Here is a 12,884-nt window from a genome sequence, read left to right as displayed (position 1 = left end):
CTTTGCCGCCCGCCTCGGCGCCAATGAAAACGGCTTCGGCCCCTCGCCACGCGCCATCGAGGCGATGCAGGCGGCTGCGGCAGAAAGCTGGATGTATGGCGACCCCGAGAACTTCGATCTGCGCACCGCACTTGCGGCGCATCATGGATGCGGTATCGAGAATATCGTTGTGGGCGAAGGGATTGACGGGCTCTTGGGTTATCTGGTGCACCTTACGGTCGGGCCGGGTGATGCTGTCGTCACCTCGGACGGTGCCTACCCGACCTTCAATTTCCACGTCGCAGGCTTTGGCGGCGTGTTGCACAAGGTGCCCTATGCGGGCGAGCATGAAGACCCGTGGTCGTTGATTGCGGCGGCAGCGGGCACCAGTGCCAAACTGCTTTACATCGCCAACCCCGACAACCCGATGGGCAGCCACCACCCCGGCCAGCGCATAACGCAAATGGTCGAAGCGATGCCCGAGGGCTGCCTGATGGTGCTGGATGAGGCTTACATCGACCTCGCGCCCCCCGGCACCGCCCCCCAGATCGACCCGGGCGATGCGCGGGTGATCCGGATGCGCACCTTTTCCAAGGGCTACGGCATGGCAGGCGCGCGCGTAGGCTATGCGATCGCCGCACCCGCGCTGATTTCGGCCTTCAACAAGATCCGCAACCATTTCGGCATGAGCCGTATCAGCCAAGCAGGGGCGCTGGCGGCATTGGCTGATCAGGACTGGTTGCGCCATGTGCAAACCGAGGTCGCCACCGCGCGCGACGCGCTTGCGCGCATTGCGCGCAGCAATGGCCTGACGCCGCTGCCTTCAGCCACCAATTTCGTCACCATCGATTGCGGGGCCGACGGGGCCTATGCCCGCCGCGTTCTGGCCGAACTGGTCGAGGCGGACATCTTCGTTCGTATGCCGTTCGTGGCCCCTCACGACCGCTGTATCCGCGTCAGTTGTGGCCCCGAGCGCGAGATCGACGCCTTCGCGAAGGCGCTTCCTCGCGCATTGAAGGCGGCTCACCGTTAGGTGAGTTGAAGTGGCTGTTACGGCACCCCAATTAGGTGCCGTAACAACCCCGAGGACCATATGACCAGAACCCGCCGCGCACTCCGCCTCAGCCCCTTGGCATTCGCGCTCGCTTTTGGTGCCTATTCTGAAAACTTCTCCGTTGCCCGCCCAGGTCCTAGCGTGCCCGAGCGCGAAGAGTTCGCCGCGCTTCAACAAGAAAGCCGGAAATCATCGGCCAAAGACGAAAGCGAAGCCTGATCGCGCCTTACGCCCCGGCAATCACCGCAGCGGCGGCGGCCAGCGCACCGGGCCCGTGCGCAATGCCAAGCGCCTGCATCCCGGCCTCCATCACCGCCAGCGCGCCCAGCGTCATATGCGCGTTCACATGGCCCATATGCGCCACGCGCAAAAAATCGCCATAGGTCGGGTCTGTTGGCGCGGCCATGCCAAGCCCGATGCCCAGCGTCACCCCGGCCTCTTGTTCGCACCACGCACGCAGACGCGTAGCCCCCCCACCGCCGATCCGCGCGGCGGTTACAGCGTGCGCGCGCCGCGCAGGGTCCGCGATGTTAAGCGCTATGTCACCACCCTGCCCCCATGCAGCGAACGCCGCCCAGACCGCGCGCGCCAGCGTGGCGTGGCGCGCCCAGACATGCGGCAGTCCTTCTTCCTCAAGGATCATGGTCAGCGACTCGCGCAGACCGAACAGGTGATGCGTGGGCGCGGTGCCCGCAAAATGCTGATAGAACTCGGCACCAAGTGCGCGCGGCTCCCACCGCCAATAGGGCGTGGCGAGGTCAGATGTGCGCGATGCCTGCAAGGCGCGGTCGTTGAAATGCACAAACCCCAGCCCCGGCGGCAGCATCACGCCTTTCTGGCTGGCGGAAACCAGCACATCGACGCCCCAGTCATCCATGCGAAACTCATCGCAGCCAAGTGCTGCGATGCCATCAACGGCCAAAAGCGCGGGGTGGCCCGCCGCATCAATGGCCGCGCGCATTGCGGGAATGTCGTTGCGCACCGAGCTTGCGGTATCGACCAGCGTCACCAGCACCGCCTTGATCTTGTGGTCGCGGTCCGCGCGCAGCGCCGCTTCGAGCCTGCCCGGGTCTGCGGCGGTGGATTTGCCGAAATCGATCATCTCGACATCAACCCCCATCGCGCTTGCGTGCTCGGCCCATGCAACGCCGAAGCGCCCGGTGGCAAGCACCAGCGCCCGGTCACCGCGCGAGAAGAGGTTGGCATTTGCCGCCTCCCAAGCCCCGTGCCCGTTCGAGATGTAAAGCGCCACATGCCCCGAACTCATCGCCAAGCGCCGCAGATCGGGCCAGAGCGTTTCGACCATCTCGACCAGCCCACCCGCGTAGATATTCGGAGCCGGGCGATGCATTGCCGCCAGCACCCTGTCGGGTACAGTTGAAGGGCCGGGGATGGCCAGATAGGGGCGGCCTTGGGCGAGGCTCATGTCGGTCTCCTTTTGCTCGGCCCCCTTGCCTATTCCGCGTCCCGGCTTAGGTCAATTGGCGGCAGAGCGCGGATCTGACAGGATGGGGTAATGGAGGCTGGCATGGCGAACGAGCGGCAGATTTTCTCGATTACCGGCAAGGACCGCGAGCATTTCTTGCAGGGGCTTGTGACGAATGATCTGCGCCACATCGAAAGCGGCCCGATCTATGCGGCGCTGCTGACGCCACAGGGCAAGTTTCTGGCCGATTTCTTTCTGATCGCGGCGGGTGACGCAATTCTGCTCGACGTAGCGGCAGAGCAGGCCGACGATCTGGCCCGGCGGTTGCAGATGTATCGGCTGCGCGCCGATGTGGCGATTGCGCCCTCCGATCTGCACGTGTTTCGAGGCACCGGCCCCGCGCCCGAAGGCGCGCTACCCGACCCGCGCGATGCCGCCCTTGGCTGGCGGCTTTACGGCACCCGCGCCGGTGACGATGGCACCGACTGGGACGCACTGCGCGTTGATCTGATGATCCCCGAAACCGGTGCCGAATTGATAAGCGGCGAAAGCTACATTCTCGAAGCCGGGTTCGAACGGCTGCACGGTGTCGATTTTCGCAAGGGCTGCTATGTGGGCCAAGAGGTCACGGCGCGGATGAAGCACAAGACCGAGTTGCGCAAAGGCCTCGTGCGGCTTGGCATAGAGGGCGCAGCCCCGGTTGGCACCCCGATCGAGGCTGAAGGGCGCGAGGTCGGCGTGCTTGGCACCCAGTCGGGTGGGCGCGCGCTTGCAATGGCGCGATTCGACCGGCTGGGTGACGCAATGCGCGCTGGCGCGGCGAGGCTTTGGCCCGAATAGGCGGCAGAACCTCAGGCGCGCTCTGAATATTCCATCAATTCCGTGTGAACGATGATGTCTTCATCCGGCCCGATGAAGGGCGGAATCATGATCCGCACACCGTTGTCGAGGATCGCGGGCTTGAAGCTGTTGGCGGCGGTCTGCCCCTTTTGCACCGGCTCGGTTTCCACCACGCGGCAGCGCACCTTTTGCGGCAGTTGCACACTCAGCGCCTCGTCGCCGTAATACTGGATCTGCGCGGTCATGCCGTCTTGCAGAAACGGGCGACGCTCGCCCAGAAGCTCGGCATCAAGTTCAATCTGCTCGTAAGTCTCGGCGTCCATGAACACCAGCCTACCGTCTGTTTCATACAGGAATTGCTGCTCTTTGAAGTCGAGCGAGACCTGATCGACCTTGTCTTCGGAACGGAACCGTTCATTGAGCTTGCGCCCGTCGCGCAGGTTCTTGAGTTCGACCTGCGCAAAGGCACCGCCCTTGCCGGGCTTCACATGGTTGACCTTGACGGCCGCCCAAAGCCCACCGTCATGTTCCAGTATGTTACCGGGACGGATTTCGTTGCCGTTGATTTTGGCCATGGGTTCGCTCGCCTGAAATGGTTGATTGCTGCCGACAAACCCCTATATAGGGCGCACTGTCGGCTGGCAACCCGACGGGATTCGCTCCCCTCAGCGAAGAGGTATGCACCAAACGCATGACTGACATGCTATGTGGGCCATATCGAATCGCGGGAGAAACGCCATATTTGCCGCCACGCCCGGAAACGCAAGAGCAATAAAAAGGACATCATAATGCGCGATTTCGTTGACGGCTCCGCATTCAACTACGAGCAAGGGCAGCGCTCGCGCAAGCTGTTCGCAGCAGTTGTGCTGGCAGCGCTGGACGATGCCATTTCTGATGACAAGAAATATGGCAATGGCCCCGAGCAGATCGCCCGCTGGGCACGGTCGCGCGATGGCCGCGAAGTGCTTTCCTGCGCGGGCATCGACCCGAACGAGCGCGTGGTGAAGGGGCTGATGGAGTTTGTCGGCAAAGGTGTGCGCACCTCGGTCGCGCTTTCGCGCGAAGAAAGCGAACGCCGCATTGCCGCCGAAGAGGCCGAAGCCGCCTGAGATTTGCATTCCTTGCATGACGAACACCGCGCCGCACTCCGGCGCGGTTTGTATTTTTGCGCATGGGTGGGCGCGTCGCGCATACGCTTGTGAAGCGATTCGAGTGGCCCTTGCCTCTGAACACAGGTCAGCATCTAGGCGCAATCAGACAGTGCGAACGCGCGCACTCTGCGCCGCCAAGACGCACCCCGCCACAGCGGCGCGGCGTCTACGGCAGGTTGTAGCCGGGGTTCTGCCATTGGGCGCGGGCTGGTGCGCCGCCCGCTATTGCCCTTGTCGCCGCAAGATGCGCGCTGCCAATTACAAGCTTAATCGAAATCGCGGCTTGCGATTGCGCGGCCGATTTCGCGGCGCACGAGTTTGCGCACGCTGCGGGTGATGCGCTCGCCAAGCGTGCCTTGCAATTCTTGCCGGATGATTTCAGACACCATTGCGCGCAGCGCCGCTTCGTCGATCATCATATCAGCGGTCGCGGCAAACAGGCTTGCCTCTTCTGCCTCGGAAAGCTCGCTCTCGGCATCTAGGCGCATTTGATCGTAGCTCGAAAGCGGTGGCTTGGCGCTGTGTGTTGCGGGTTGGGCGTCGGCCAGATGCAGGCGGCGCGGTGGCGCGGATTTTGCCGCAGGCTCTTCTTCGAGGTCTTCCTCGGCCCAATCCGCGGCTGTCAGTTCGGCCTCAGCGGGGTCTAGCGGATCAACCCACTCGACGGCATCAAACAGCCGATCTTCAGGCTCGAAGGCATTCGAATGTGGCGCAAACTCGGGCTCTCTTGGTGCTGCCTCGGCTTCCGTGGCGCGCGGGGGTTCTTCCGGCTCGGCTGCCTCTGCCAAAGCGGGTTCCTCTGGCGTGTCATCGGCAATCTCGTCCGGGAACGGTTGCACAAAAGCTGCGGTCAATGCGTCCCGCGGTGCCGCATAGGAAAAATCGTCGCCGTGCTCGGGCTCGAACCGCTCATCGCTGGCGGCAACTGCGGCTTCCAATTCGGCAATCGTCGATTCTAGCCGCGAAAGCTCGTCGTTCAGGTTTTCAGGCTTGGTTTCCGCTTCGGGCAATTGCCAATCGGACGCGATGGTCAGCCCGGAATCGGGAAACTCTTCCGTTTGAGCATCGACCAACACTGCCTCTGCGGTATCAGCGCGCGAAACGGCCTCATTTGCGTTGGCGGCGTCGTGGGCGTTTGCAGCCAGCGCAGGTTCGGGCAATGCAACATCTTCGCCGTTGCGCGGTTCCGGTTGCAAAGACGTCTCGGCAACTGGGCTGGGGGGCGCGGCGACAGGTTCGTTTGTGGGGGCGGTATGCGCTACGCGCAGCGCTGGGGTCAGCACCAAGGTTTCTGCCGCTGCCGCAGCAGGCTCTGCCAAGCGCGGTGATGAATCGGCGGTGCGAAACAGACCAGTGCGCCGCGGCGCCACCCCGTCTTGTGAAACCAGGCGCCGGATCGAGGACAGTACATCCTCGATCTCTGCATGCGTCCGAGATTCAGACATCGGGCCCTCCGCCAATTTCACCTGTTCGCACGAGTCTACCCGTGCGCGACGGTCAAGACAACGAAACCTTGCCCGGAATACTACTTGCCGATAGCGCGCAGCACGCGGTCAAGGCTTTCACCTTGGACGGAAGTATGCGGCGCGTTCTGCACGGCGTTGTAGTAGGCGGCAGGATCATATGTCGGGATCCCGAGGTTCAGGCGTTCAACCGTCAGCAGACCCATAGACGACAAAAGTGAATAGAGTGATACCTGATAATTGGCTTCCGCCGTAATCTTGTCAGCCTGCGCAGTAAGCAGTTCCTGCTCGGCGTCGAGCACTTCAAGCGTGGTGCGCGCGCCAAGCGTCGCTTCTTCCTTGACACCTTCGTAGGCGATGGTCGCGGCCGCAATCTGCTGGTCGAGCGAGATGATCTGCGCCTTTGCAACCTCGATATTGGCCCAGGATACGGCAACGTTTTGCGCAATGATGCGGGTAGTTTGCAGCAACGCGGCGGTCACCCTATCGCGGTTGGCCAATGCCTGGCGATGCGCAGACGAGCGTGTTCCGCCCGCGTAAAGTGTCTGCGACATCGTCAGCGACAAGCCCAGCGGCTGCGTGTTGTCGCTGACAGAATAGTCGTATGCAGAGGCCGAGGCCGTACCCTTGATGGTGGGCAAACGTTCGGCGGCGGCGGCCTGGACCGCCAGTTCCGCGACGGTCACCTGATGCTGCGCTTGCAGAATTGATGGGTGCAACCGCTGCGCGGTAGCCGTTGCCTCGGCAAGCGACTTGGGCAGCGCGGGTGCCGGCGGCAAGCCGTTGATCGAGACGGGATAGCTGCCCGTGACAACCCTGTAACTTTCGCGCGCAGAGGCAAGCTGGCCTTCGGCTGCGGTCAAGGCAGCACGCGCTGCCGCAAGCCGCGCTTCGGCTAGCGCCACGTCGGTCCGCGTCACTTCGCCCACTGCAAAGCGGTCGTTTGCGGCGCGCAGCGATTCACCGATCACGCGCACCGAGTTGCGGCTGATAGCCACAGTCTCTGTGGCGCTTTTTACGCCGGTATAGGCGCTGACCGCCGAAAGCAGAACATCCTGCTCAACCGCCACAAGTGCTTGGCGTGTTGCAAGGACCGCTTCCTTGGCATACTCGATGCCGATCCTGCTGCGGCCAAAATCGTAAAGCGTCAACGAGGCGCTCAACGCAAGCAGGTTGGTGGTGGTGTTCGTTGCGGTCGAATTATAGCTGGTCGAGGCGCTCCAACTTATCACCGGGCGAAGCGATGCGACGGCTTGCGCCACGTCTTCGTCGGCTGCGCGCAGCGTCGCACGGTTCTGCTCGAGAAGGTTGGAGTTTCGGTATGCTGCGACCATCGCGTCGGCCAATGATTGCGCCTGCACCGCGCCACCTACGAACGCCGAGGTGGCGAGTGTACCCGCCAGTACGAAAGCCTTGACCACGCCGTTCTTCATCTCTGCAAACTCCACATCCCTAGCGCCCGTCGCGGGCCTTAATTGACCTGGACCTTCGCGGCACCGCCATCATACGCTGGCTGGCGATAGTTCCGTCGAAGCCCGGATCAGAACGAAAAGCCACGCTCGGCCTCGCAACCCGGCAATACCGGCGCCATTGCGTTAAAAGCATGCCGCCATGCAATGACGCCGTCAATCTTGCGTCCCATCCGCACAATCCCCAACGGGCCCTTGCGGAACAGACAGATGATGCGGCCACCCTCGCGCAATTGCTCTTCGAAGGCCGCAGGCAGCACCTCGACCGCACCCTCAACAAGGATCGCGTCGTAGGGGCCGTGCTTGGCCGCGCCTTCGGCAAGCTCACCAGCCACCACAACCGCATTGTCGGCACCTACCGCCGCCAGAGTGGCCTGAGCTGCCTTCGCAAACTCGTCGGTGTCTAGCGCCACAACCGCCTCGGCCATGCGCGCAATCAACGCCGCGGCGTAACCGGTGCCGCAGCCCACATCGAGCACGAGGTCGGTGTCCTGCAAATCGAGCGCGTCGAGCATTTTACCCAGCGTTCTGGGCTCCAGCATCACCCGCCCGGGCGCGATGACGATGTCATCGCCCACATAGGCAACTTCGCGGCTGCGCTCGGGCACGAAATCTTCGCGCGGAACTGCCAACATGGCCTCGATAACCGGATACTTCGTCACATCGTTGGGGCGGATCTGGCTGTCGACCATTATGGTGCGGCGCGTCGCAAAATCTTGCATCGGTGAACTCTTCGGTCTGGATTGAGCCTGCGCGAAGTCTTGCCACATTCCCGGGGCACCCGCAACCGTGCCCGCACGGCTAGCCCGCCTACACCACAAATTGCTTGAAAGGTGTGGCACAGTTTCCTTGGCATCGGCACGGGCGGCCGCTATCTTGAACGCTCCATCCCGTCCGCAGCCCCCAAAGGAACGCCCTGATGAACCTGCTTCGCTTGCCAATTGCCGCACTCGCCCTGCTCGCTTCGGGCTCGGTCGCATTTGCAGAGCCGCGGCAACTGACCATTCCGATCGATTTCAGCTGCCCGATTTCAGAGCCGCCGCTGATCGAGTTCGTTCTCAGCCGGCAAGAGGGCGTGATATCGGTCGAGATGTTGGTCGACGACGAAGTGGCGGTGGTGATTTTCGAAAACATGCAGACCGACATGGAAACGCTGGTTGCCGCGCTGATCGACGCCGGCTTGGGCGAAATGCTTGGTGCCCAGCCGATCACTGAAGCCCCGGTGCCAGAGCCCACGACATAAGGGCCGCCCGGCGAGGGCGCGCCCTCGCCGAAACGGCATGATATCTGCTTAATTGGTGGCCAGTGGGCGCGCGGGATCCTGCGTCCAGCCTGTGATCGAGTCCACGTAAAGCGCCGCGTTCGTCAGCCCCATCAATTCGTGCATCACGAACCAGTCGGTCGCTGAAAGATGGCCGGCCATGCAATATGCAATTACGGGCTCTGAAGGGTCGGCAAGTTCAGCGGGCATCAGGGCACGCAGATCGTCAAGCGGCTTCAGGCGATTGGCCGCAGGGTCGAAAAGCGTAGCGTGTTCGAGGTTGAGCGCACCGGGAATGTGCCCGGCGGCGCCCGCCGCACCACCTTGTGCGCCAGAATACTGCGCCGCAGAGCGCGCATCGATCAACGTGGCACTACCATCCAGCGCAGCCACAACCTCGTCAGTGGTGGCCAAAAGCTCGGGGCGCACCTGCGCCACGAAATTGCCGGGGGCGGGCGTCACGGCGTCAGTGGAAACCGGGCGCAAGGCGTCGGCCACCCAAGCTGCCCAGCCACCATCGAGGATCGCCACCTCGTCGTGGCCCGCATACTTGAAGCTCCAGTAGACGCGCGCGGCACCGCCAAAATCGACCGCGCCGCTACCTGCCGATACGATCACCACAAGGCTTGTGTCATTTGCACCCAGCGCCGCGATCGTGGCTTGCAGATCTGCCGTTTCGGGCACCGAACCCGGCACAGCCCCCGCACCACGCCACGCACCGGGATAGGCAGACCAGACCGCGCCGGGCACGTGGCCTGCGGCATAATCGTCAGCCGTGGTGCCACGGATGTCGATCACCACCAGATCATCCCGACCCAAATTGTCGGCAAGCCAAGATGGTGGCGCAAGCGGGCCGGGCAATCCGTCAGCCAACGCGGGCGACAGCGCCATAAACAGCGCGGCAAGGGCCAGCGCAAACCGCGTAGTCAATATCTTCAACATCGGGGATCCTTCATTTCCGGGGCGTCGCGCAGTGCGCATTGCTGCCCACCGACAAGCCGGTGACAGGCAGCAATCTCAGGCTGTAGTTTTGACCGCGCCGCTGGCAAGTGCAAATCACGTCCTTGCGCTATCACTTCCTAGCGACGATAAGAGGCGCTGCTCGGCAGAGCGATTCATTGCTTGACGAGGCGCGGCTGAGACCGTATCCAGCCGCAACGGAATTGGGGGCGCTGCCATGGCGGCGCCCATTGATGTTGTGGCTGCGCCTTGGCAGCCTTGGGAAACGAAGGAATACGCCATGTCGCGCGTCTGTGAATTGACCGGCAAAGGCCCGATGTCGGGCAACACGGTAAGCCACGCCAACAACAGGTCGCGGCGTCGCTTTCTGCCTAACCTGAACGAAGTTACGCTGATGTCCGACGCGCTCGGCACCGCGTTCAAACTGCGCATTTCGGCGGCTGGCTTGCGCTCGGTAGACCATCGCGGCGGCCTTGACGCCTTCCTCGCCAAAGCGCGCGACGAAGATCTGTCGGTCAACGCCCTGAAAATCAAGAAAGCAATCAATAAGGCGCAAAGCGCCGCCTGATTCTGCTGACAAGCAATATTTGAAGGCCTCGCCCGAAACGGCGGGGCCTTTTACGTTGGCAGTCACTGCAATGTGCTACTTCGGCGTCCGTTGCCCGCTATGCCTGCGCGCCAATAGGCGCATGCTGGGCGCATGAGGTATTTGGCATGCCCTTATCTCATATCGCTTATCGCGCGCGATCTTTGCAGCGCGGCGTGTGTCGCGGCCCATCTCGATTCTCCCGGTGCCTTTCCCACGCGATGCTCACACAAGAACACTGACATGCTTTCTCTCAAAGCACTTCTGGTCGCAGGCGTCTGTGCGATTGCCCTACCCGCTTCGGCAGACATTCTGTTCTCGGGCCAGTACCTGATCGTTTCCCGTGGCGCGATGGCGGCAGGTGCCGCGTATCTCGTAATCGAAAGCACCGGCCCCACCGAAGTCCGTTTGGTGGGGGCCAGTTCGCCAATTCCGCAAGGACCGAATTGCACACCCATACCGCCAGCCCGACCGGCGTGATGCAGATGGTCAGGGCTCCCGACGGCTGGGCTATCCCCGCTGGCGGCACCCATCTGCTGCAACGCGGCGGCGATCATGTGATGTTCACGGGCATGAACCCAAGGCCGGAAATGGGCGATGTGGTCACGCTGACGCTGACGTTCGAGAAGGCTGATGACGTGTCGGCGCAGATTGTCGTCGGTGCGCCAGCGGGTACCGTGCCGATGTCACCGGCCCAGCCGTAACGCGCCGATAAGCTGTTGAAAAGGCCCAAGGCCGCGGCTGCGCCGATTCATTTCAGCCGATCCCAATTGCGTGAAAGCGGGCCTTTGCACAACTTGTCGCATGCGCTGCCGACGCTAAAAGGTATATATTGCGCACATGATGGTTGAGCTTCTCGAAAGCTCTGCCAAGACTGCCCGGCACTGCTACTCAGCGCCTCCGGACGTGGCTTTGCCACGGGTATCGGATCGGTAAAGAGTTGCCTTCGGGCAGCCTATGGCAGTGGGGCAAATCAACTATCAAGCATCGGCAGGAATGCGCGCGCCGCCGATGCTCGCCATGCGCGTCTATGTAGCCATTCTGCACTACACCGTAGAAGGAGTTATCAAATGAAATCCGTGAAATACCTGCTGGCAGTCGGCGCGGTCGCTTTTGCGCTTCCCGCATTCGCACAAGATGTGTCGGTCGAGGGGGCCTATGTCATGCCGCTGGCGGGTATGGAAGATTCCGCAGCGCTCTACATGGTCATCAAGAACTCGAACCGGGATCTTGTGACGCTGATGGGCGGCATGACCGATGCAGCCGCGGGCGTGGACCTTTATTCGACCATCTGGTCGAACAAGGGCGTGCCTGAGCTGGCGATGCAGCCCGAGGGTATCAACATCAGCGGCAACGCCGGTTTGGTGCTGGCACCGGGCGGCGTGCTTTTGGCGCTGAAAGACCTCAAGGCACCGCTGAACGCTGGCGACATGGTCACTGTGACGGTGAAGTTTGCGCAAGGTATTGAATTGCCGGTCGAAGCTGTTGTGAAATGACTTGAGGCCAGCCCGCTGGGGCTGGCGGTTGCAGCGCGGGCGGGGCGTTGGCCCCGCCCGTAGCTTTGTGCGCGGGGCCCGGTTTTGATCGCATTTGCGTGAACCTGCGCTTTTTACACGTTTTCCTTGCCATCTATTCGCGCAGTTGCGCTATAATTGCGCCATGATGACTCGCGTTCCGCATCGCTTTGCTGCGTTTGGCTTGTCGCTGCTACTGGCGGTGACCAGCGTCACCATGGCGGTGGCGCGCGGCCAGACCCGTGTTGCGGGCGAGATTGTCATCTGTTCTGGGTATGGGCTGACCACCATCTCTGTCGATGAGTTCGGCAATGAGGTGACGCAGGTTCAAATCTGCCCGGATATGGCGCTGGGCCTGCTGGCTGCTATCGCGCACACGCCGCTTAACGTCGAACGCCCCGCCGGGCGGGTTAGCGATCTGATCCTCGTCGAACCCCGTCTGCTGCATTCGCGTTCATTCGTGACGGCGCGTGCCAGGGGGCCGCCTGTGCTGGCCTGAAAGTTCCAGGCCCGCAAAGAACGGCAAAGATTTACAGCATTCATTTCATCACGCGTCCCCCGCGCCCCTTACGGCACAGCCCCTTCACTCATTCGCGGCAGAGAGATTCGGCCTTGAGCACGAAGTCGGTGTAGCGCGCCCAAAACTCACGGTCGTCGGGGCGGGTTGACCGACGCGCGGTCTCGGCCTTGTCGGGGTCACGGAAAAAGCCGGCAACGCGGCGCTGGTCGCGGTTACCGAGGCTTTGGTCGGCCAGAAACTGCAAGCAGCCACACAGAACGATGCCGGGGCGTGCGTCCGTGAGGGCGAGGCAGGCGTCGCCCACGGGCCCGGCATGGGCCGCGGGCGCGGCGAAGGATGTTGCCGCGGCGAAGGCGGCGGCGGCGGCGGCGGCCCTCAGCCGACCACCTCGGCGGGGTAGCCTGCCCCCTTCAGCGCGGCCAGAACGGTGGCGGCGGGAAGGCCGGACACGGTGATTTCGCGGGCCGGAAGATCCACCTCGACGCGCGCGCCGACGGCGGCGAGAGCGGCCTCGATAGTGGCCTTGCAATGGCCGCAGGACATGTCTGGAACAGATAGGATCATGAGGGCCTCCGGGCGTTCGATCGGCCGCCATTCTCGCAGGCGGGAAGCGGGGGGTCAAGCGGCGGCGGGGCGCTGCGTATCACGCGTGTTATGGGGT

17 protein-coding genes are annotated in these 12,884 nt (G+C 62.8%); 9 read left to right on the top strand and 8 right to left on the bottom strand.

The window, feature by feature from the left end; translation table 11 throughout:
* Positions 1 to 1,012 (top strand): pyridoxal phosphate-dependent aminotransferase (locus ABY403_RS06825; RefSeq protein ID WP_372840009.1); only part of this gene is annotated, 1,012 nt, incomplete at its 5' end.
* A 247-nt stretch (positions 1,013 to 1,259) separates the two neighbouring features.
* On the opposite strand, the gene ABY403_RS06820 is transcribed toward ABY403_RS06825, so the two are convergent.
* Positions 1,260 to 2,459: an alanine--glyoxylate aminotransferase family protein gene (locus ABY403_RS06820; protein ID WP_372840008.1), complete on the bottom strand. Its 1,200-nt coding sequence runs from the start codon at positions 2,457 to 2,459 to the stop codon at positions 1,260 to 1,262.
* A gap of 102 nt (positions 2,460 to 2,561) precedes the next feature.
* Between ABY403_RS06820 and ABY403_RS06815 the strand changes: the two genes are divergently transcribed.
* Positions 2,562 to 3,299 carry a folate-binding protein YgfZ gene (locus ABY403_RS06815; protein WP_372840007.1) on the top strand — a complete coding sequence of 246 codons (738 nt, stop codon included), beginning with the start codon at positions 2,562 to 2,564 and terminating at the stop codon, positions 3,297 to 3,299.
* An 11-nt stretch (positions 3,300 to 3,310) separates the two neighbouring features.
* On the opposite strand, the gene efp is transcribed toward ABY403_RS06815, so the two are convergent.
* Positions 3,311 to 3,874 carry an elongation factor P gene (gene efp, locus ABY403_RS06810; RefSeq protein ID WP_372840006.1) on the bottom strand — a complete coding sequence of 188 codons (564 nt, stop codon included), beginning with the start codon at positions 3,872 to 3,874 and terminating at the stop codon, positions 3,311 to 3,313.
* A 213-nt stretch (positions 3,875 to 4,087) separates the two neighbouring features.
* On the opposite strand from efp, the gene ABY403_RS06805 reads away from it, so the two are divergent.
* Positions 4,088 to 4,408: a DUF6280 family protein gene (locus ABY403_RS06805; protein ID WP_372840005.1), complete on the top strand. Its 321-nt coding sequence runs from the start codon at positions 4,088 to 4,090 to the stop codon at positions 4,406 to 4,408.
* Positions 4,409 to 4,716: 308 nt separating this feature from the next.
* Here the strand turns inward: ABY403_RS06805 and ABY403_RS06800 are convergent, their stop codons facing one another.
* The 3 genes from ABY403_RS06800 to ABY403_RS06790 form a co-directional block, all read right to left on the bottom strand.
* A complete protein-coding gene (locus tag ABY403_RS06800; RefSeq protein ID WP_372840004.1) occupies positions 4,717 to 5,895 on the bottom strand; it encodes a hypothetical protein in 1,179 nt (392 codons plus the stop codon).
* Between the two features lie 80 nt (positions 5,896 to 5,975).
* Positions 5,976 to 7,346: a TolC family outer membrane protein gene (locus ABY403_RS06795; RefSeq protein WP_372840003.1), complete on the bottom strand. Its 1,371-nt coding sequence runs from the start codon at positions 7,344 to 7,346 to the stop codon at positions 5,976 to 5,978.
* Between the two features lie 107 nt (positions 7,347 to 7,453).
* Positions 7,454 to 8,104, bottom strand: coding sequence for a protein-L-isoaspartate O-methyltransferase (locus ABY403_RS06790; protein ID WP_372840002.1), 651 nt, complete (start codon positions 8,102 to 8,104; stop codon positions 7,454 to 7,456).
* 197 nt (positions 8,105 to 8,301) lie between these two features.
* On the opposite strand from ABY403_RS06790, the gene ABY403_RS06785 reads away from it, so the two are divergent.
* Positions 8,302 to 8,625: a hypothetical protein gene (locus ABY403_RS06785; protein ID WP_372840001.1), complete on the top strand. Its 324-nt coding sequence runs from the start codon at positions 8,302 to 8,304 to the stop codon at positions 8,623 to 8,625.
* A 48-nt stretch (positions 8,626 to 8,673) separates the two neighbouring features.
* On the opposite strand, the gene ABY403_RS06780 is transcribed toward ABY403_RS06785, so the two are convergent.
* The gene (locus tag ABY403_RS06780) at positions 8,674 to 9,585 is read right to left on the bottom strand and encodes a sulfurtransferase (RefSeq protein WP_372840000.1); all 912 of its coding nucleotides are present in this window, start codon (positions 9,583 to 9,585) and stop codon (positions 8,674 to 8,676) included.
* 298 nt (positions 9,586 to 9,883) lie between these two features.
* Between ABY403_RS06780 and rpmB the strand changes: the two genes are divergently transcribed.
* The 5 genes from rpmB (at position 9,884) to ABY403_RS06755 (ending at position 12,202) form a co-directional block, all read left to right on the top strand.
* Positions 9,884 to 10,171, top strand: a complete 288-nt coding sequence (gene rpmB, locus ABY403_RS06775; protein ID WP_372840010.1) for a 50S ribosomal protein L28 — start codon at positions 9,884 to 9,886, stop codon at positions 10,169 to 10,171.
* Positions 10,172 to 10,432: 261 nt separating this feature from the next.
* Positions 10,433 to 10,669, top strand: a complete 237-nt coding sequence (locus ABY403_RS06770; RefSeq protein WP_372839999.1) for a hypothetical protein — start codon at positions 10,433 to 10,435, stop codon at positions 10,667 to 10,669.
* A 5-nt stretch (positions 10,670 to 10,674) separates the two neighbouring features.
* Positions 10,675 to 10,893, top strand: coding sequence for a copper chaperone PCu(A)C (locus ABY403_RS06765; RefSeq protein ID WP_372839998.1), 219 nt, complete (start codon positions 10,675 to 10,677; stop codon positions 10,891 to 10,893).
* A 366-nt stretch (positions 10,894 to 11,259) separates the two neighbouring features.
* On the top strand, positions 11,260 to 11,685 hold the full coding sequence (locus ABY403_RS06760; RefSeq protein WP_372839997.1) for a copper chaperone PCu(A)C: 426 nt from the start codon (positions 11,260 to 11,262) through the stop codon (positions 11,683 to 11,685).
* 163 nt (positions 11,686 to 11,848) lie between these two features.
* Entirely contained in the window at positions 11,849 to 12,202 is a 354-nt protein-coding gene (locus tag ABY403_RS06755; RefSeq protein ID WP_372839996.1) for a hypothetical protein, read from the top strand.
* An 88-nt stretch (positions 12,203 to 12,290) separates the two neighbouring features.
* Here the strand turns inward: ABY403_RS06755 and ABY403_RS06750 are convergent, their stop codons facing one another.
* Both ABY403_RS06750 and ABY403_RS06745 read right to left on the bottom strand, forming a co-directional pair.
* Positions 12,291 to 12,467 carry a hypothetical protein gene (locus tag ABY403_RS06750; RefSeq protein WP_372839995.1) on the bottom strand — a complete coding sequence of 59 codons (177 nt, stop codon included), beginning with the start codon at positions 12,465 to 12,467 and terminating at the stop codon, positions 12,291 to 12,293.
* A gap of 131 nt (positions 12,468 to 12,598) precedes the next feature.
* On the bottom strand, positions 12,599 to 12,787 hold the full coding sequence (locus ABY403_RS06745; RefSeq protein ID WP_372839994.1) for a heavy-metal-associated domain-containing protein: 189 nt from the start codon (positions 12,785 to 12,787) through the stop codon (positions 12,599 to 12,601).
* Positions 12,788 to 12,884: the final 97 nt, after the last annotated feature.

It is taken from the genome of Phaeovulum sp. (assembly GCF_041596715.1).
Taxonomy (GTDB): Bacteria; Pseudomonadota; Alphaproteobacteria; order Rhodobacterales; family Rhodobacteraceae; genus UBA6213.
Note: the sequence above shows the minus strand (reverse complement) of the source record. Positions and strands in the feature narration are given on the sequence as shown.